A 19553-nucleotide genomic window follows, 5' to 3' on the forward strand; every position below is an offset into this window, starting at 1 on the left:
GCGACCCGGGCCTCCGGCGAAAGCGTGGGTGTCAGTGCAGCGTCTCGCCGCGCTCCTCGGCCTCCTTGGCCCGCCGGTACGAGTTGGCGATCTCCGCCTCGGCCTCGACCCGGCCGACCCAGGTCGCGCCCTCGACCGACTTGCCCGGCTCCAGGTCCTTGTAGACCTCGAAGAAGTGCTGGATCTCCAGCCGGTCGAACTCGCCCAGGTGGTGGATGTCGCGCAGGTGCTCCTGGCGCGGGTCCTCGTAGGGCACGCAGAGGACCTTGTCGTCGCCGCCCTTCTCGTCCGTCATCCGGAACATGCCGATGGTGCGGCAGCGGATCAGGCAGCCCGGGAACGTCGGCTCGGGCACCAGCACCAGCGCGTCCAGCGGGTCGCCGTCCTCGCCCAGGGTGCCCTCGATGAACCCGTAGTCGGCCGGGTACTGCGTGGAGGTGAAGAGGGTGCGGTCCAGCCGGATACGGCCGGTCGCGTGGTCTACCTCGTACTTGTTGCGGTGACCCTTGGGGATCTCAACCGTGACGTCGAAATCCATCTTCCACGCTCCCTCGTTTGCCCACGCTGGCTAACGGAAACCAGCGGCTCACCCCCGGCGCGGGGTGAACGCCCCCCGTCGGCTCCGGCCGCCGCATAGTGTTCGGACCGAAGTAGTGTCGCCCAAGGCGATTTCGAGCGGGGAGGAGGGGGCCGTGGGGAGGGAAGATTCACACTACCGCCCCGAGAGGGTTGACGGGCGCGGGTCCGCCGGTTCCGGTTCCGGCGGGGCCACCGGGCGGGTGTCCGTCCCGGGTGCCAACATCCCTCATCGTCCGGCTCCGGCCGCCGGGTCCGCCCGCGTCGGCCCGCCGCACGATCCGGCAGGCCCGGTGAGCCGGCCCGGCGTCCCGGGCTCGATTCCGGTCAGCCCGCCGGTTCCGCCGTCCGGCGCCGCGCCGCCCGTACCCTCCGGTCCGCCGCCGGGCCGGCCACGACGCCGCTCGCGGCTGCTCGCGGCGCTGGCCTGCGTGCTCGTGCTGGCCCTGGCGGTGGCCGGGCTCGCGGTGCTGCGCCCCGGCCCGGTCGCCGGGTGGCTGGGCGACCCCGACAGCACGGGTACGGCGGTCGCCGCGCCGCCCGAGCCGACCCCGCCGGCAGTGCTGGCCGGGCCGGACGGCAACGCCCCGCTGCCCACCGAGGCCGGCATCCGCGCGGCCCTCGACCCGCTGGTCCGCGCCGCCACGCTCGGCGACCGGGTGCACGTCTCGGTGGCCGACGTGAGCACCGGCCAGGCGCTCTACGGCAGGGGCCAGGACACCCCCACCGTGCCGGCCTCGGTGACCAAGCTGGCGACCGGGGTGGCGGTGCTCGCGGCACGCGGCCCGGCGTACCGGATCCCGACCCGCGCGGTGGCCGGGGCCAACCCGGGCGAGGTGGTCCTGGTCGGCGGTGGTGACCCCACGCTCGCCGTGAACAAGGACGGCTTCTACCCGGGCGCGGCCCGCCTGGACGACCTCGCCGCCCAGGTGCGCGACGCGCTCGGCGGCACCGCGCCGACCAAGGTGATCGTCGACTCGTCGCTGTTCAGCGGCCCGGTCTTCGAGCCCGGCTGGGACGCCGACATCCCCACCGGTGGCTTCGGCGCGGCGATCACCGCGTTGATGACCGACGGCGCTCGGAAGAACCCCGCCGAGGCGCGGCGCACCGCCGAGCAGACCAACCACGCCGCCGAGCGGGTGCCGCAGCCCGACCTGACCGCGGGCCGGCAGTTCGCCAAGCTTCTCGGCCTGACCGGCGCGGCCCAGGTGGCCCGGGGCACCGCGCCGGCCGAGTCCGGCGCCACGGGTACGGCTCCCGGCGCCGAGCTGGGCACTGTCGAGTCCCTGCCGATGATCCGGCTGGTCGACATCATGATCAGCGAGAGCGACAACGTGATCGCCGAGGCGATGGCCCGGCAGGTGGCGCTCGCCAAGGGCAAGCCCGGCTCGTTCGCCGGCGGCGCGGCCGCCACCGACCAGGTGCTCGGCGAGCTGGGCCTGCCCGCCGGTGAGATCAGCCTGGCCGACGGCAGCGGGCTGTCCCGCACCAACCGGATCAGCCCTTCGCTGCTCACCGACCTGATCACGATGGCCGGCAACGGCAGTCACCCCGAACTCGCCGCGATCTTCGGCGGCCTGCCCGTCGGCGGCTGGTCGGGCACGCTCGGCGAGCGCTACCGGGCGGCGGCCACGAGCGCCGGGGCGGGTGTGGTGCGGGCCAAGACCGGCACGCTGAGCGGCGTCAACGCGATCGCCGGCACGGTGACCACCGCCGATGGCCGGTTGCTCACGTTCGCCGTGCTCACCGACCGGACCCAGGGCTCGCTGGACGAGAGCCGCGCGGCGCTGGACCGGATCAGCTCGGCGCTGGCCGGGTGCGGCTGCCGCTGACCGACGGGCGTCGATCGGCCGGCGCGACCCCGGGTGGGGGTGTTCCGGCGCGGGTACGGTGGGTTCATGGCGCAGTTCGTGGACTGGGATCTGGCCGCCGCGACCGCGGGGGCGCTGAGTAAGTCGGGCCCTCGGGTGTCGTACGCCGAGGCCACCGACGTGGTCGGCGACCTGCGCCGGCTGACCGAGGAGGCGGCCGGTCACGTCGCCGACTACACCGGCCTGCGTGCGCAGGTCGCCCACCCGCCGGTACGCGTGGTCGACCGCCGCGACTGGGCGGCGGCGAACATCGCCGGGCTGCGTGAGGTGGTCTCCCCGCTGGTCGAGCGCCTCTCCGGCGACAAGCGGCCGGGCGCGCTCACCGAGGCGATCGGCTCCCGGGTGACAGGTGTGCAGGCCGGCACCGTGCTGGCGTACCTCTCCGGGCGCGTGCTCGGCCAGTACGAGGTCTTCGCCGGCGACCCCGGCCAGCTGCTGCTGGTGGCGCCGAACATCCTCGAGGTCGAGCGGAAGCTCGGCGCGGACTCGCGCGACTTCCGGCTCTGGGTGTGCCTGCACGAGGTCACCCACCGCACCCAGTTCACCGCCGTGCCGTGGATGCGCGCGTACTTCCTCGGTGAGGTGCAAGCGTTCGTGGACGCCTCGCAGGGCGGGGAGCACCTGCTGGAACGACTCCGCCGTGGGGTGGCCACGCTCTCCGACGCGGTCAAGGACCCGGAGAGCCGGGCCAGCGTGCTGGACATCGTGCAGACCCCGGCCCAGCGCGCGGTGCTGGACCGGCTGACCGCGCTGATGACGTTGCTCGAGGGCCACGCCGAGTTCGTGATGGACGGCGTGGGCCCGCAGGTCATCCCCAGCGTCGAGTCGATCCGCGCGGCGTTCAACCGCCGTCGCGAGTCCGGCAACCCGCTGGAGAAGGCGATCCGGCGGCTGCTCGGCATCGAGGTCAAGATGCGCCAGTACGCCGAGGGCCGCAAGTTCGTGCACGGCGTGGTCGACCGGGTGGGGATGCAGGGCTTCAACAAGATCTTCTCGTCCCCGCTGACGCTGCCCCGGCTGGACGAGCTGGGCGACCCGGACGCCTGGGTGAACCGCGTACACGGGCCCGCCGGTGCCACCCCGCCCGTCGTCTGATCCGGTCGTTTCGGCTGGTCCGGCCGGCTCGGCTGGTCCCGGCTCGGCCGACGGCACCGGCCCGGCTGATTCCGGCGCTCGGTCGCGGCGATCTCCGTCGCCCGCTCCCGCCGTCGCGGCCGTGCGGCTCGCCGTACGCCGGTTGCTGACCCGTCTGCCCGGCGGCGGCCCGGTGCTGGTGGCCTGCTCCGGCGGGGCCGACTCGCTCGCGCTCGCTGCCGCCACCGCGTTCGTGGCCCCCCGGCTCGGGCGCCCGGCTGGCCTGGTGACAGTCGACCATGGCCTGCAACCCGGGTCCGCCGAACGGGCCGAGGCGGTCGCCGGCTGGGCCCGCGCCGCCGGGCTCGACCCGGTCGAGGCGCTCACGGTACGGGTGGACGGCCGGCCCGGCGGCCCCGAGGCAGCCGCCCGGGAGGCCCGGTACGAGGCGCTGGTCACCGCCGCCCGCCGGTACGACGCGGCCGGGGTGCTGCTCGGGCACACCCGCGACGACCAGGCCGAGACCGTCCTGCTGGCACTGGCCCGGGGCGCCGGACCGCGCGGGCTGTCCGGGATGCCGGAACGGCGCGATCTCGACGGGGTGCCCCTGTTGCGCCCGTTGCTCGACGTCCCGCGTGCCGACACGCGGGCCGCCTGCGCCGCGCTCGGACTCGACCCGTGGGCGGACCCGCACAACGCCGATCCCGCGTACGCCCGGGCCCGGGTCCGGGCCGAGGCACTGCCCGCCCTCGTCGACGCGCTGGGCCCGGGGGTGGTGGCGAACCTGGCCCGTACCGCCGGGCTGCTCGCGGCCGACAACGCCGCGCTCGACGCGCTCGCCGCCGCCGCGCTGGCCGACGTCCGGACCGAGGGGAGCGGCCTGTCCGTCGCCGGGCTCGCCGGGCTGCCGGCCGCCGTCCGCACCCGGGCGCTGCACGCCTGGGCCCGTGAGCTGGGCGCGACACCGGCCGCCCTGTCCCACAGTCACGTGGCGGCGCTGGACGCCCTGGTCACGGCCTGGCACGGACAGGGCCCGGTGCACCTGCCCGGCGGCCTCCAGATCCGCCGCCGGGCAGACCACCTCCAACCCTGACCCGCTGTACCCGGCGCTGCGCCCGCCCTCACCCCTGCCTGCCCGCCGCCGTTCCGACCCTCCCCACCCCCCGGCCCCGCTGATCAAGGAGTTTGGGTCACGTTCCGGCCCTCCCCACCCCTCAAACTCCTTGATCACCGCTCCAGGCGTGCCGGCCGGGGCGTTGATCATGAGGTTGGCGGGGAGAAAATGGGCGGAAAGCGCGGTCAACCTCATGATCGACGAAGTGAGCGCGCCGGGGAGGGGGTGCACGAGACGGGGGTGGGTCAGGTGGATTGGCGGTCTCGGAAGGTGGTGCGGTAGGCCAGCGGGGTGGTGCCCACCCGGCGGGTGAAGTGGTGCCGCAGGGCCGCCGCGTCGCCGAATCCGGCCTGCTCGGCGACGCCCTCCACGCTCAGCGCGGTGTCCTCCAGCAGGTGCCGGGCCAGCAGCACCCGCTGGTTGGTCAGCCAGTCGTGCGGGGTGGTGCCGGTCTCGGCGCGGAACCGGCGGGCGAACGTACGCGGGGCCATCCCGGCGCGCGCCGCCAGCTCGTCCACTGTCACCTGCCGCCGGAGGTGACCCATCAGCCACTCCAGCACCGGTTCCAGGGTGGGCGCCTCCGGTGCCTTGGGGATGGGCGCCTCGACGTACTGCGACTGGCCGCCGTCGCGGTGCGGTGGCACCACCATCCGGCGGGCCAGCCGGGTCGCCACCGCCGAGCCGTGTTCCTGGCGTACGAGATGCAGGCAGGCGTCGATGCCGGCGGCGGTGCCGGCGCTGGTGAGCAGCCGGTCGTCCTGCACGTAGAGCGAGTCGCACTGGACCCGGGCGGCCGGGAAGCGCCGCTGGAGTTCGTCGGTGTACCGCCAGTGGGTGGTGCAGTCGCGCCCGTCGAGCACGCCCGCCTCGCCGAGGACGAACGCGCCGGCGCAGACGCTGAGCAGCCAGGCGCCCCGGTCGGCGGCGCGGCGCAGCGCGGCGAGCACCGGTTCGGGCACCGGGGTGCCGTCGGCGTGCGCGGGCACCGCCACCAGGTCGGCGTCCTCGACCGGGCCCAGGTCGGCGGTGGGGGTGAGCAGGAACCCGGAGCGGCTGCGTACCGCGCTGCCGTCGGCGGTGCAGACGTCGAACCGGTAGCCGGGGAAGCCGTCGGCGGTGCGGTCGGTGCCGAAGACCTCCGCGAGCACGCCGAGTTCGAACGCGGCGACCTGGTCCAGGGCGATGACGGCGACCGTGCGGAGCATGTGACGAGGGTAACCCGCCGGATGGCAGGAAATCGATGCCCACTGGCTTTCCTGCCACTGTCGGCCTCGGTCGGTGGTCCGCAGAATCAATGGTGTCCGGTGCGCACCGGCGGCGAAAACAGTCTCAACCATGTGAAAGCGAGCGCCGCCATGACCGTTCTCCTGCTTCTGCTCTTCCTGCTCCTCCTCGTTGGCGCCAGCGCCTTCGGGTTCACCGCCGACACCCGCGACTCGGCCGACTGGAAGCCGAGCGACGACGGGCAGCGCTGGCGCTCCCGTACCTGCTGAGGTGATTTGGTCACTTCGCGCCGAAAATCCCCGGCGGGACCGCGCCAAAAGGGGCGGCCCCGCCGACGGCGGCGCGGGCGCGTACGGCAGGCTAGGAGCATGGCTGACGGCTCCTGGTACGACGCCGACATCGACCACGTGATCATTTCGGAGGCGCAGATCCGCGACAAGACCGCGGAGCTGGCCAAGCAGGTCTCGGCGGACTACGCCCACGTCGAGGACGGCCTGCTGCTCGTGTGTGTGCTCAAGGGAGCGGTCATGTTCATGGCCGACTTCGCCCGCGCGCTGGGCCGCCAGGGCCCGCCCGCCGAGCTGGAGTTCATGGCCGTCTCCTCCTACGGCCAGGGCACCACCTCGTCCGGCGTGGTCCGCATCCTCAAGGACCTCGACCGCGACATCGCCGGCCGGCACGTGGTGGTCGTCGAGGACATCGTCGACTCCGGCCTGACACTGTCCTGGCTGCTGCGCTACCTGGAGTCGCGCTCCGCGGCGAGCGTCGAGGTGGTCGCGCTGTTCCGCAAGCCGGACGCGGTCAAGGTCCAGGTTCCGGTCAAGTACGTCGGGTTCGACATCCCGACCGAGTTCGTCGTGGGCTACGGGCTCGACTTCGGCGAGCGGTACCGCGAGGTGCCCTACGTCGGGGTGCTCAAGCCCGAGGTGTACGCCCGGGCCTGACCCTGCCGAGCCCTTCGTCAGCTGACATTCAGCGGGCTCTCAGTCTTCCGGTCTACGGTAGGGGCCGGTGACGTGGAGGCACCCTCCACGCCCGGCCCCTCGAACCGCGTGACCGTGCGGTGTGGGCGGGCCGGGTGGGAGCTCCCCGCCACGCCGGCTCAAACCCAGGTTCGCCCTACGCGTAAGCGCCGGGCTCGCAAGCTCGCTCAACGTGCGCGCCGAGGTTCCGAATGTGCGCGACTGCGGGGCTCGCAAGCTCACTCCTCGCGCGCACGGTGTACCGTCGAATGACCGTGGTGCGGCAGTTTGCGTGCCCCGGGGGTCGGGCCGGCCCGCACGGCGGCCCCGGCCGCCGCTCAAGGCGGCGACACCATTCAGACGGTCAGGACGTCGATCAGGAGGATGCGGGCGCCTCGGCACCCGACTACAGCATGGAACGTACGCGTTTCTTCCGCCGACCGGTGGTCTGGATCATCCTGGTCATCCTCGGCGCCGTCGTGCTCAGTCAACTGTTCACCGCTGGTCCCAGCTACCACCGGGTGGATACTTCCGTCGCGCTCGACCAGCTCAACAAGGGCGGCATCGAGAAGGTCGTCTTCCAGGACAAGGAGCAGACGCTCCAGCTCGACCTGAAGGACAAGGCCAAGTTCGGCGACGACACCACCACCGACAAGATCGAGGCGCAGTTCCCGTACGAGGTCGGCGGCCAGGTCTGGAACCAGGTCCGCGAGGCCGAGGCGGCGGACCGGATCACCGGCCCGGTCGACACCAAGGTGTCGTCGGACAGCATCTGGGTCAGCCTGCTGGTCAACCTGCTTCCCATCGCGCTTCTCGTGCTCCTGCTGCTGTTCTTCATGTCGCAGATGCAGGGTGGCGGCTCGCGGGTGCTCAACTTCGGCAAGTCCAAGGCGAAGATGATCACCAAGGACACGCCGAAGACCACCTTCGCGGACGTGGCCGGGGCCGAGGAGGCCGTCGAGGAACTGCACGAGATCAAGGACTTCCTGCAGAACCCGGCGAAATACCAGGCCCTGGGCGCCAAGATCCCGAAGGGCGTGCTGCTGTTCGGCCCGCCCGGAACCGGTAAGACGCTGCTCGCCCGCGCGGTGGCCGGCGAGGCCGGGGTGCCCTTCTACTCCATCTCCGGCTCCGACTTCGTCGAGATGTTCGTCGGTGTCGGCGCCAGCCGGGTCCGCGACCTGTTCGAGCAGGCGAAGTCGAACGCCCCGGCGATCGTCTTCGTCGACGAGATCGACGCGGTCGGCCGGCACCGTGGCGCCGGCATGGGCGGCGGTCACGACGAGCGGGAGCAGACGCTCAACCAGCTCCTGGTCGAGATGGACGGCTTCGACACCAAGGGCGGCGTCATCCTGATCGCCGCCACCAACCGGCCGGACATCCTCGACCCGGCGTTGCTGCGCCCGGGCCGGTTCGACAGGCAGATCCCGGTCGACGCCCCCGACATGGAGGGCCGCAAGGCCATCCTGCGGGTGCACGCCAAGGGCAAGCCGTTCACGCCCGACGTCGACCTCGACGCGGTCGCCCGGCGTACCCCGGGCTTCAGCGGCGCCGACCTGGCCAACGTGATCAACGAGGCCGCGCTGCTCACCGCTCGTAAGGAGCAGCGGGCGATCACGAACGACTCCCTGGAGGAGTCGATCGACCGGGTGATCGCCGGCCCGCAGCGCCGGACCCGGGTGATGAGCGACCAGGAGAAGAAGATCACCGCGTACCACGAGGGTGGGCACGCGCTTGTCGCCTGGGCGCTGCCGCACGCCGCGCCGGTGCACAAGGTGACCATCCTGTCCCGGGGTCGCTCGCTGGGCCACACGCTTGTCCTCCCGACGGAGGACAAGTACACCCAGACCCGGGCCGAGATGATCGACACCCTGGCGTACGCGCTGGGCGGCCGGGCTGCCGAGGAGCTGGTCTTCCACGAGCCGACCACCGGCGCCGGCAACGACATCGAGAAGGCCACCCAGCTGGCCCGCGCGATGATCACGCAGTACGGCATGAGCTCCAAGCTCGGTGCGATCAAGTACGGCACCAGCGGCGACGAGCCGTTCCTCGGCCGCAACATGGGCCACGAGCGGGACTACTCCGACGCGGTGGCCGCCGAGATCGACGGCGAGATGCGTGCGCTGATCGAGCTGGCCCACGACGAGGCCTGGGAGATCCTGGTGGAATACCGGGACGTCCTGGACAACATGGTCCTCGAGCTGATGGAGAAGGAGACGCTCTCCACCGCCGACATGGCCCGGATCTGCGCGCGCGTGGTCAAGCGCCCGCCGATGGCGCCGTACCACGGCTTCGGCAAGCGTCAGCCCTCCACCGAGCCGCCGGTGCTCACGCCGGCCGAGAAGGAGGCGCTGGCCGCTCAGGCCCGCGCCGACGGTGCCGCCTCGATCGGTGGTTCCAGCAACAACTCGGACGGTATGCACTGAACAGCGATCCGACGACGGCCGGCTCCCCGCACAGGGAGTCGGCCGTCTCCGCGACCGAGCCCGACGGCGACGACGCGCTCGACTACGTGGCCGCGCGGCTGATCAGCGGCAAGCTCACCGGTGGCCCGGTGGAGGAGAGCGTCGACCTCGCCCGGATCGAGAAGGCGGTCCGCGAGATCCTCATCGCGGTCGGCGAGGACCCGGACCGCGACGGTCTCCAGCAGACGCCGGCCCGGGTGGCCCGTGCGTACGCCGAGCTCTTCGCCGGCCTGCGGGTCGACCCGGCGCAGGTGCTCCGCACCACCTTCGAGGCCAACCACGAGGAGCTGGTGCTCGTCCGGGACATCGACGTGATGAGCCTCTGCGAGCACCACCTGCTGCCGTTCCGGGGCAGCGCGCACATCGGCTACATCCCCGGCCCGGACGGCCGGATCACCGGCCTGTCCAAGCTGGCCCGGCTGGTCGAGGTGTTCGCCCGCCGGCCCCAGGTGCAGGAGCGGCTCACCTCGCAGATCGCCGACCTGCTGATGTCCAGCCTCGCCCCGCGCGGCGTGATCGTCGTGCTGGAGTGCGAGCACATGTGCATGGCGATGCGCGGCATCCAGAAGTCGGGCGCGAAGACCATCACGTCCGCGGTGCGCGGCGGCCTGCAGAACGACGCCAAGTCGCGGGCCGAGGCGATGGCACTGATCATGGCCCGCTGACCCCGGACCGCCACCGACGGCCGCGTACTCCCGCCGGGAGCGCGGCCGTCGTCAGTCCGGCAGCATGGCGAGCAGCAGCCCGGCGGCGGTGAGCACCGCCGGCACCAGACAGACCAGGGCGCCGAAGCGGGGCGTCCGGTCCACCCGGTCGGTGGGACGCGGACGGAAGACACGCCCCACCGCCAGCCAGCCCAGCATGAACGCGACAGCCGGCAGCGGCAGCCCGACCAGCAGCGCCAGCACCGTCACCGGGCCCGGGCCGGCGACCGCGTACAGCACGAGCTGGAGCAGCGGCACCACGAGCGCCAGCGGCCCGTACACCAGCAGGTTACGGGGACGGGCCGGCCACCGCGCCAGCCGGGGCAGGCCACGCGCGCTCAGCGTGTCGTCCGCCGCGTCCGCCCAGTCTCCGGCCGCGCGCAGCGCCGCCAGCACCGCCGACGGCCCACCCGCCATCGACCGGGCCGCCTCGGTCACCTCCGGCGGCGTCGGAACCAGCGACAACGCCGGTACGCCCAGCTCACGCAGCCGGGACTGCTGCGGCGCCAGCCGTTCCCGTACCACGGTCAGCTCCTCGCGGGCCGCAGCCACCGACCGTGCCTGCTCCCCGGCGGCGGTGGCCGCCGCCCGGCGTACGCCGTCGAGCGCCCGCGCGGCGGCGACATACTCCGCCCAGGCCGACTCGGCGGGATCCGCCACCGTGGCCGGCCCACCCGAGCGGGGCCCCGGTACGGTCGTGCCGGTCTCACTCATGCCGTGCCCTCCCCGGTGCGGTCCGTCGGCCGCCGGTCCGGCTCGACCCGCGCGGTCGCCGCCGCCCCGGTCGTGCCGAACGGCACGAAAACCGTGCCCTGCTCGTCCGGGCCGTCCCAGAGCACCGCGCGGCCCGGCCGGGGCCGCCACCACACCGGGCGGTCGAAGAGCTGCTCCAGCCGGCCGCCCGGCACGTCCGTGACCGCCACGGCGGTGAGCTTGTCCACCTCGCCCTCCGGGCCGAGCAGCCCGGCCAGCGGAGCCGGCGCCCGCCACCAGCCGAGCAGGTGCCGGCCGGCCGGCGGGCCCTCCACCAGCAGCGACCGAAGCAGGTCGGGCGGCAGCTCGGAGGCGTCCGGCACGTCCAGCCCGAACACCACCAGGTAACCCGGCTCGTCCGACGCCATGGCGTCCCTCAGCCCGGCAGCGTCGACGGTCTCCACCCGGTGCCGTCCGGCCAGCTCGGCGGCGAGCGCCCCGGCCGGCTCGGCCGACCCGTTCGCCAGCGGCGCCAGCACGAACCGGACCGCGCCCGGCTGTGCCGCCGCCGCACTGCGAACAGCCGTCACCAGCAGGCGCTCCGCCTCCTCGTCCCGCCCCAGGACGGCCAGGTTCCGTCCCGCGCCCGGCCCCAGCGGCACCGTCACCGTGGACCGGCGCACGTCCACCGCCCGGCCCAGCAACGCGGCGGGCCCGTGGGCGCGGCCGGCGAGCGCGGCCCGGTGCCGAGGATCGTTCGCCAGCAGCGGGCGGGCGTACCCGGCGAAGACCACCGGCGGCGTCGCCGCCTCGTCCCGCGCCTCCCAGAGCCGTCGCCGCAGGTCGGTGAGGACCTCGGGGTCCTCGTACGGATCCGGGAAGCGGATCATCCGCTCGTGCCCCCGGGTCGCGCCGCGCGGCCCGCCAAGGCCACCCGCCGTGTTCACCACCGCGCTGCCCACCGGCAGCCCGGCCGCCGAGTCGTTCGCCGGTTCCAGCACCGCCGAGCCGCCGGGCAGCGCCACCCGCACCGGGAACTGCCCGAGCAGCGGGTCACGCGGACCGCCGATGCCCAGGTCACCCTCGCCGGCCAGCACCAGGTGGATCCCGTACGACCGGCCGGCGCGGGCGAGCGCGTCCAACCGGGCCAGCAGGTCGGCGGCGAGGCGGTCCCGCTCGCGTAGCGCCAGCGGGAAGTTGTCGACCACGCAGACGATCCGGGGCAGCGGCTGGTGCTGCCGCAGCTCGGTGTAGCGCTGCCCACCGGCCCGCCGGGACGCTTCCTCGCGGCGGCGCAGTTCCGCCTCCAGCTCGCCGAGCAGGTCGGCCACGTACTCCCGGTCGGCGGCCATCCCGGCGGCGCGCACCTGCGGCACCCAGGAACGGTCCCGCTCGGTCTGGAGGAACTCCACGAACGACTCGCCGTCGGCCAGGTCGGCCAGGTAGAGCGCCAGCTCGTCCGGGCCGTACCGGGCGGCGAGGCCAAACAACGCGTCGGTCAGGAACGCCGACCGGCCCGCCTGGCCCCGGCCGCTGACCAGCCAGTGCGGGGTCAGCTCGGTGAAGCCCAGGCTGACCGGACGCCCGGCGGCGTCACCCACTGTGGTGCTCAGCCCGTCCGCCGAGCCGGCGGCCCAGAAACCGTCCGCCGGCAGCAGGTCACGCAGGGACAGACGCGAGCCGTCCTCGATCTGCCGGGCCAGCCGCGCACACACGTCGGCGACCAGCTCGGCGGGCGGGTCCTCGTCGAGGAACACGGGCGAGTTCAGCCCGCCCGGCGGCTCGGCGCCGGGACTGCTGAAGCCGGCACCGGGCGGGTCGCCGACAAGCGCGTACGCGGTGCGCACCGTCACCGGTGTGGCACGCGGCAGCGGGCTGCCGTCCGGCCAGCCGGCGAGCACCAGATGCAGCCCGGCGCGCGGCCCACCCTCGGCCAGTCCGGCGAGCCGGTCCAGGTCGGCTGTGGTCGTACCGTCCGGCAGCGCGGCGACCACCAGCAGCAGCGTCCGGTCGTGCCCGCGCTGCCGGGCCGTTCCGGCCGCCATCCACTGCTCGGCCTCGGCCAGCACCGCGCGCATCCCGGCGAGGTCGGTGGCGGGCGGGGGCAGCAGGCCGGCGTCGGCCAGCGGCGCGTAGCCGGCGAATGTCGCACCGGAACAGCCGTCGACCGCGCGGGCCAGCAGCGCACCCGCCGGACTGGCGGCGAACACCCGCAGCAGCAGCGCCCGGAGCAGCCCGGCCACCCGGACGTCCGAGGCGTCGGCGTCGAGGCTCAGGTGGCCGCTGCCGAGCAACGGCACCAGCGCCGGGAAGCGGGCGTCGTCGAGCGGCGCGGCCGTGCCCACCCGGACCAGTGGCGGCAGGCCGTCACCGGGCGGTGTCGCCGCGCTGAGCGATTCCAGCGGCCCGCCGGCCCAGCCGGGTGCCGCCAGGTCGGCCGCCGACCGCAGACGCTCGGCCAGCTCGTACTGCCGGTGGTGGTCGGCCGGCGCGGGCCGGATCCGGACCTTGGGTGCGACAGCGGCCGGCGGGCTGGACAGCACGCCGTCGTCACCGGCCTCCGGGTCGGCTGTGCTGATCGGCTGGGAGGGGCGGCTGGCCAGGCCGGGGCCGGTGTCGCCCGGCCCGGCGACCAGACGCGCCGCGCCGATCACCCCGAAGACCAGTACGGCGATCACCAGGGCGACACCGATCCGGGATCGGAGGACCCGGGTGAAGAGGAATTCCAGCGCCCGACGCACCGGACTCACCGGGCCTCGGAGCGGACACGGGGCGCCGGCCGGGCCGGGGAGGTGCCGCGGCCCGCCGAGTCCGGCCGGTAGACGGCGTAGGAGGGCGACTCCTCCGGCACGTCCGGCTCGGTCCAGGTCGACGGCGCACGCCGGGGCCGGGGCGTGGCGGTGGGACGGCCGCCCGGCCGCCCGGTCGCGGGCGGGTCCTCCGGCCGTTCCCGTCCGTCCGGCCGTTCCCGCTCGGCGGGCGTGGCGCTGTGCGCCGGATCCTCGTGCCGGGCCTCCGGCCGGAGGCTGCGCTGGTCGGCCGTGACGGTGCGGCGCTTGCCGATCGCCGGCTCGTTGGTGCCACCGGGCTCGGCCACGTCCAGCCGGGCGGCGATCCGCATGTCCCGGAAGAACCGGCGGTGCCAGGACCCGGCCGAACTGACCGCCTCGCTGCTGTCCTTGCCGCCGAGCTGGGTGATCCGGCGGTACGGCCGCAGCAGCAGCCAGCCGACCACCCCGCAGAGCCAGACCAGCACCACCTGGAGCCAGCCGGGCAGCGTCGCGGTATTCATGATCAGGTCGACGGCGAAGAGGTAGATGGCCGCCCCGGTGCCGAAGATGGCGATGTTGAAGACCGCGGCGACCACCGCGTTCGCCAGCCGCCGGAGGCCGGCGCTGGCCGGGCGCATCAGGCCGACAGTGCCGAGGATCGGCGCGGCGATCACCGCCCAGCGGAAGATCAGGAAGCCGAGCAGCACCAGCAGCGACGCGGTGAGGTCGAACATGGCGAACAGCACCGAGGCCAGCACCGCGATGAACCCGGCACCGATCCGGTCCATGTCTTTAGTGCCCTGAAGGTACTCGTACGCCTCCGGATCCTCGGTTTTGATCTGCTCGGCGACCTTGGCCCACTGCTGCTGCTTGGCCTTGATGACGACATCGCGGGTGGCCGGGTTGGACCGGATCGACTCCGCCTCGTCCCAGTTGAGCGACTTCGCGTCGTAGAGCGCTTGGCCGTACTTCTTGGCGGTCTCGCTGTCCGCCGAGCCGAGCACACCGCGCAGCCAGTTCCGGTAGAGCATCGTCTCGGTGGCTGTGTCACTCGCGCGCACGGCGGGTGGCCGCTTGTCGACACAGGCGCTCGGGTTCGGCAGCGCGCACTTGTCCGGCGGAACGGTCTTGGAGGAGGGGCCGACCGCGTCGTGCACCACGCCCAGCGTGCTGATCAACGTGTTGTCGGCGATGTTCGCGGACTTGACCGGCCAGGCGGCCAGCGCGGTCACCGCCACCATCACCAGCAGCGCCCAGCCCGCTGTGGTCATCGCGTTGCTCATGTCCGACTGGCGGGACCGCCAGAGCAGGTAGAGGCCCACCACGCAGACGGTGATGATGCCGAAGACGCTGAACACCTTCTGGTAGACGGCCTTCGTGGCCTGTTCCACAAGCGGGTCGGCCCAGCTCCACATCGTGCGCGGATCCCACGCGCGCTCACGCAGCGCATTCGAGGCGCCGATCACCGCGTTGGCGAACATGAACTCGCCGTTGGCGACCATCGTGGTGAACCGGTAGTCCGGATGCAGCACCGAGGAGGCGCAGCCGCCGTCGATGTCGTACGTGTTGTAGCTGTACCCGGCGTAGCCGTAGTCGCTGTAGAGGCCCTTCGGGCCGGGCTCCTTCGCCGAGTCGGGCCGGGACGCGAACCAGCCGGCCAGGCCCGAGTCCGGCGCGGCGGGCACCGGCGCGTTGCGGCACTCGACCTGGTCCTCGCTGACGGCCTTGAGCTTGCCGACGCAGGACCGGAAGTCGGCCTGCCACTCCTTGGTGCTGCACAGCTCGGCGCGCGCCTGGGCGACCGGCGCGGCGGCGTACGCGGGTGTGGCACCCCCGATCACCGGCCAGGAGATCGTGGCCCCGGCGAGTACGCCGAGCGCGAGGAGGAGCGCCGTGATCCGTGCCCGGGCCCTCGCCATGTCACGCCTCCAGATCAGCCAGGACGGTCGGCAGTATCCCGGCGGCCTGGGCGACCGCGGCGGGGGTGGTGTCCAGGTGCTCCAGCAGCCCGTCGACGTACGACACGTCGACCCGGACCTTCTGCACGCGCCCGTCGACGTCGCGCATGACGAACTCGCGGAAGCCGAGCCGGTTGGCCGACCCGCTGTCGGCCTGGGAGAGGGAGGCGAGTGTCGCCTCGTACCCGTCGTCCACGGGCACCCGCAGCAGGCGTAGCGCCTCGGAGGCGATCTCGCTGTCCTCGGCGATCCGGCCGACGAAGACGGTGGAGACGAGGTTCTGCACGTCGAGGCCGAGGATGTCCTTCGGGTTCTGCGAGGCGACCAGCGCGGCCAGGTTCCACTTGCGGGAGTCGCGGGCGAGCCGGACCAGGAACGACCGGCCGGAGCGCCAGCCCTCCATGAAGTGCGCCTCGTCGAGGCCGACCAGCTTCCGCGAGGACATCGACCCGCCGTAGCAGCGGCGTACCGCGAGCCGGTGCGCGGTGTGCAGCATCGGCAACGCGAGGGCCTCCTCGGCCGACCAGTACTCCCGCTCGATCTTGAGGTCGGGGAGCCGCAGGCCGGCCATGGTGATGACGGTGAGCGCGGCGTCGGCACCGAGCAGCCCCTCCGGCGGCCGGCCGAAGAAGAGCATGGCCAGCGGCATCTCGGCGGTGTCGAGCAGCAGGTGGGCCAGCTCGCGACCGGCGTCGTCGTCGAGCCCTTGCAGGCAGGTGACCACGTCGTCGAGCGTGGAGGTCTCCTCGGCGGGCACCTGGCGTACGGCGTGCCGGAACAGCGTGGCGGTGGACGCCTCCCGGGCCACCTGCGGCGGCACCAGCATCATGCAGATGTCCTGCACCAGCATCCGGCGCTCGGCGCGGGCGTTCGACACGGCGATCTCGAACTCGCGGTCGCCCGCCGGGCCGGCGCCGAACTCGCTGCGCAGCGGCGTCGGGATCAGCGCGTACGGCGCGAGCGTGCCCTGCTCCGAGCCGGTCAGGTTGAGCACCCGGGAGTACGGTGCCAGCTCGGGCATGGCGCACAGCCGGGCCAGCGGACCGGACGGGTCGAGCAGCGTCACCTGTACGCCACGGCGTGCGGCCAGGTAGCCGAGCGCGCCGAGCAGCGTCGACTTGCCACCGCCGGGTTCGGCGACGAAGACGGCGAGGCCGGAGCGCTCGCGTACCTCCATCGGGAAGTGCAGGTCGAGGAAGACGGGCCGGCGGCAGGTGCCGGCGGTGCGCCCGATCAGGTCGCCGCGCCGGTCGCCGACAGTGGACGCGGCCTGCGGCAGCGCGGCGGCCAGCAGGTTGACGGGCATCCGCCGGACGTAGCCGGTGTTGGCGATCGGTTCGCCGGGGATGAACTCGCGGGCCAGCCAGTCCTGGTTCTTCGGGTGCTGGAGCGAGATCCGCAGCTCGCGGGAGTAGAGCTGGATGAGCCGCCGGGCCCGCTCCAGGCACTCCTCCCGGGTCCGCCCGCCGACCGCGATGCGGTGCCAGCCGTGTGCCCGGGCCGAGTCGACGGGCAGGCCGGTGGTCATCTCATCGCCGATCACCAGCGCGCGCTTGGCCAGCCGTTCCAGCTCCGGTGGCGCGTCGATGCCGTGCTCGGCGTAGTCGAGCTGCTGGGAGCGGATCATCCGGAGCCGGTGTTCGAGGTTCCGGAAGGAGTCGTTGGGACCGAGGATGTCGACCCGGGTGGACAACTCCATCGGCCACGGCAGCCGCTCGTGGAAGTGCAGCCAGGGCTCGTGCCGTTCGGGGATCTCCAGCGGCTCCATCCGGCCGACCGCGAGCACCGCGACGTGGCGCTCCTCGCCGGTCATCCGGTTGACCAGCTTCACCGTCGAGCCGTACGGGGTGCGGTAGCGCTCGACCTGCTCGGTGAGGGCCAGCAGATCGCCGCGTTCCCACCGGCCGTTCGTGATCGGGGAGAGGACGCCGGGCGGCGCCATGCACAGCGCCACCGACCGGTAGAGCAGCCATTCCAGCTCGGGCGCGGTGACCCGCCGCCCGCGCATGCCGAACGCGCCGAGGACCTCGTCGAACTGCTCGACGGTACGGCTCAGCCGGCGCCGCTCGCCGTCGGCGGTGCCCCGGCCGAACGTACGCAGCAGTCGTTCGGTGAGCGAGTCGCCGAGTGACCGGCGGGCGAACGTGACACCGAGGTAGGTCTGGCCCTCGGCGTGGTTGACCGCCATCAGGTGCCGCTGGGCGGCGACCAGGTGATCGGCCCAGCCGGTGGTGCCCGGCACGTCGGGCAGCGGGGCGACGGTGTGCGCGTCGATGGTGCGGGCCCACTCGTCGGCCGGGAAGGGCCTCGTGGTCCGGCGCAGGTGCAGCCGGAAGCCGGCGAGGCCGGCGTACTGCTCGGAGATCGCCGAGAGCAGCGCCTCGCGTTCCGCGTCCGGCCGGAACGCCCACCGCACCTCGGGCAGCCAGTACCAGGCGGTGACCGTGTTCGGAGTGAAGGTGAGGTGACCGGCGATCTCGGTGATGGCCAGCTCGACCGACGGGTCCCGATCGCCGAACTTGATCTTCGGGGCGCGGACCCGGGCCGGTTTGGTCGGCCGGTTCCGGCGTTCCGGCGTGCGTTGCCGGGGCGGCGTCACCTCGCGGTGCTCCGGGCGGCCCACCTCACGCGAGGGCGCCGTGCCGGCCGCGAGCGGCCCGGCCGGGGCGAGGTCCGGTTCCCGGTGCTCGGCCGGGGCGGGCGCGGCGACGGGCACGGGCGGCGCGGGGATCTGCGGGGGCGGCGGTAGCGCCGGCTCCGGCTCGGCCGGAGGGCGGAGCACGGGCAGCCGGTCACCGGCCTGCTGCGGAACCCGGCTACGGGACGGCGGCGGCGGGGCGAGGACCGCTGGCGGGTCGGGCAGGGACGGCTCGACCGGCGGCGGCGCGGCGTGCGTGGGCGCGGGCCGGGGACGCCCGACGGCGCGTACCCCCGGGGCCTGCTCGCGGACCGGCGGTTCCGGTTCGGGCCGCGGGGCCGGCTCGATCGGGACGGCGGGCTGGTGCGGGATCGGCAGGGGCTCGCGGCCGACGCCGCGGCGGGGCGGCGCCACCACCGGCTCGACCGGAGAGGGCGGCGCGGACGCGGCGGGTCGCCGCCGGGGCTGCGCGCCGCCGAACAGGTCGAGGAAGGGCGAGTCGATGTCGCCGTCGGGGCGTACCGGCTCACGCGGTGTCATCGGACGCGGCGGCTGGAAGACGCCGACGCGGCCGTGCCCGGGGCTGGTGACGAGCGCGCTGTCCAGGACCACCTCGTCCAGATCCTCGTCCGGTGGGTAGTCGAACGATCGCGCACGGTTACCGCTGGGCCCGGCCGGGCGCCCGGCCGGGGAACCCGGCGTGGAAGAGCGACTCATGCGACCGCCTCACCCGCATCGTTCGTCTGCACGGTTGTCGTACGCCCGGTCATGCCAGTTCCTCCCGGATCCTGATCCGGCTCGCCACGAGCCGCGGATCCCGCTGCTCGGTGGCCGGTTCCCGGGTGCGTCGCCAGTCGGTCAGCGCGGTCCGGATGACCATTCGCGCGGGCCGGTCCGGGTCGACGTACCGGAAGATGAACGAGGTCGTCACGATCGCCAGCGAGATCTCCCAGGCGGGGAACAGCTCGACCTGGAGCGTGAACAACCAGTGGATGAACATGTAGAGGGGTACGAGCAGCATGAACAGGCCGTACTGGGCGTACGGCAGATGGACGGGAAGGGTGTACCCGGGTGGCCCCAGGTAGACGAGGCGTGCCCGGTAGATGTCGTCGTCGGTGCGCAGCCGCATCGTCGCCCGCGCCCTACTCGAAGATCAGGTTGATCAGGTAGTCGCCGACGAAGAACAGTGTTGCCGCCCCGGCGATGAAGGCCAGGCCGATGATGGCGATGGCCGAGCTGGTCAGCACCTTCGAGATCTCACCCCGGCTGGCCCGGCCGATGAAGATCACGCCGAGGACCGCGAGCAGGATCGGCGCGATCTTGCTGGCGAAGAAGGTGACGACGTTGTCGGTGTCGATGCCCTTCGGGGCCGGCTCGGCGAGTGGAGTCGACGCCAGGGTGTGGAGCGCGTGGTCGACGGCACTGGATGCCGTTGCCATGAGCTCGATGGCGATCACTGGAAACCTCCCCAAGGTCGCGGCCGGCGGCGCCGCGTTGGTGCAA

15 protein-coding genes are annotated in these 19553 nt (G+C 73.5%); 7 read left to right on the plus strand and 8 right to left on the minus strand.

From position 1 onward, the window contains the following. Positions 1-31 precede the first annotated feature (31 nt). A complete protein-coding gene (locus ACGFIA_RS12975; RefSeq protein WP_181570752.1) occupies positions 32-538 on the minus strand; it encodes an inorganic diphosphatase in 507 nt (168 codons plus the stop codon). Positions 539-896: 358 nt separating this feature from the next. Between ACGFIA_RS12975 and dacB the strand changes: the two genes are divergently transcribed. From dacB to tilS, 3 genes are all read left to right on the plus strand, one after another. Then, complete coding sequence (gene dacB / locus ACGFIA_RS12980) at positions 897-2408, plus strand: D-alanyl-D-alanine carboxypeptidase/D-alanyl-D-alanine-endopeptidase (RefSeq protein ID WP_393260435.1); 1512 nt, start codon at positions 897-899, stop codon at positions 2406-2408. A gap of 66 nt (positions 2409-2474) precedes the next feature. Then, positions 2475-3542, plus strand: a complete 1068-nt coding sequence (locus ACGFIA_RS12985) for a zinc-dependent metalloprotease (RefSeq protein WP_357385449.1) — start codon at positions 2475-2477, stop codon at positions 3540-3542. 121 nt (positions 3543-3663) lie between these two features. After that, the gene (tilS, locus tag ACGFIA_RS12990) at positions 3664-4614 is read left to right on the plus strand and encodes a tRNA lysidine(34) synthetase TilS (protein WP_357468799.1); all 951 of its coding nucleotides are present in this window, start codon (positions 3664-3666) and stop codon (positions 4612-4614) included. A gap of 266 nt (positions 4615-4880) precedes the next feature. Here tilS and ACGFIA_RS12995 read toward each other — a convergent pair whose 3' ends face one another. Beyond that, positions 4881-5840 (minus strand): GlxA family transcriptional regulator, encoded by a 960-nt coding sequence (locus ACGFIA_RS12995; RefSeq protein ID WP_393259972.1) that lies wholly within the window; start codon positions 5838-5840, stop codon positions 4881-4883. 150 nt (positions 5841-5990) lie between these two features. Here ACGFIA_RS12995 and ACGFIA_RS13000 point away from each other — a divergent pair, with 150 nt between their 5' ends. From ACGFIA_RS13000 to folE, 4 genes are all read left to right on the plus strand, one after another. Then, positions 5991-6128, plus strand: a complete 138-nt coding sequence (locus tag ACGFIA_RS13000; RefSeq protein ID WP_018786602.1) for a hypothetical protein — start codon at positions 5991-5993, stop codon at positions 6126-6128. 99 nt (positions 6129-6227) lie between these two features. Next, positions 6228-6803: a hypoxanthine phosphoribosyltransferase gene (gene hpt / locus ACGFIA_RS13005; RefSeq protein WP_013288988.1), complete on the plus strand. Its 576-nt coding sequence runs from the start codon at positions 6228-6230 to the stop codon at positions 6801-6803. 431 nt (positions 6804-7234) lie between these two features. Next, positions 7235-9247 (plus strand): ATP-dependent zinc metalloprotease FtsH, encoded by a 2013-nt coding sequence (gene ftsH, locus ACGFIA_RS13010; protein WP_357468805.1) that lies wholly within the window; start codon positions 7235-7237, stop codon positions 9245-9247. A gap of 86 nt (positions 9248-9333) precedes the next feature. Continuing rightward, on the plus strand, positions 9334-9951 hold the full coding sequence (gene folE / locus ACGFIA_RS13015) for a GTP cyclohydrolase I FolE (protein ID WP_259275967.1): 618 nt from the start codon (positions 9334-9336) through the stop codon (positions 9949-9951). 51 nt (positions 9952-10002) lie between these two features. Here the strand turns inward: folE and ACGFIA_RS13020 are convergent, their stop codons facing one another. The 6 genes from ACGFIA_RS13020 to ACGFIA_RS13045 form a co-directional block, all read right to left on the minus strand. Next, complete coding sequence (locus ACGFIA_RS13020) at positions 10003-10704, minus strand: hypothetical protein (RefSeq protein ID WP_357385457.1); 702 nt, start codon at positions 10702-10704, stop codon at positions 10003-10005. Further along, the gene (locus tag ACGFIA_RS13025; protein WP_393260438.1) at positions 10701-13226 is read right to left on the minus strand and encodes an FtsK/SpoIIIE domain-containing protein; all 2526 of its coding nucleotides are present in this window, start codon (positions 13224-13226) and stop codon (positions 10701-10703) included. The genes ACGFIA_RS13020 and ACGFIA_RS13025 overlap by 4 nt, the downstream gene beginning before the upstream one ends. Positions 13227-13429: 203 nt before the next feature. Beyond that, on the minus strand, positions 13430-15373 hold the full coding sequence (locus ACGFIA_RS13030) for an MFS transporter (protein ID WP_393259977.1): 1944 nt from the start codon (positions 15371-15373) through the stop codon (positions 13430-13432). Position 15374: 1 nt separating this feature from the next. Further along, positions 15375-18767: an ATP-binding protein gene (locus tag ACGFIA_RS13035; protein ID WP_393259980.1), complete on the minus strand. Its 3393-nt coding sequence runs from the start codon at positions 18765-18767 to the stop codon at positions 15375-15377. 49 nt (positions 18768-18816) lie between these two features. After that, on the minus strand, positions 18817-19179 hold the full coding sequence (locus tag ACGFIA_RS13040; RefSeq protein ID WP_013288977.1) for a hypothetical protein: 363 nt from the start codon (positions 19177-19179) through the stop codon (positions 18817-18819). Between the two features lie 13 nt (positions 19180-19192). After that, positions 19193-19507: a hypothetical protein gene (locus ACGFIA_RS13045; RefSeq protein WP_013288976.1), complete on the minus strand. Its 315-nt coding sequence runs from the start codon at positions 19505-19507 to the stop codon at positions 19193-19195. Between the last annotated feature and the right edge of the window lie 46 nt (positions 19508-19553).

Origin of the sequence: Micromonospora sp. NPDC049203 (genome assembly GCF_043197215.1) — a bacterium.
Taxonomy (GTDB): Bacteria; Actinomycetota; Actinomycetes; order Mycobacteriales; family Micromonosporaceae; genus Micromonospora.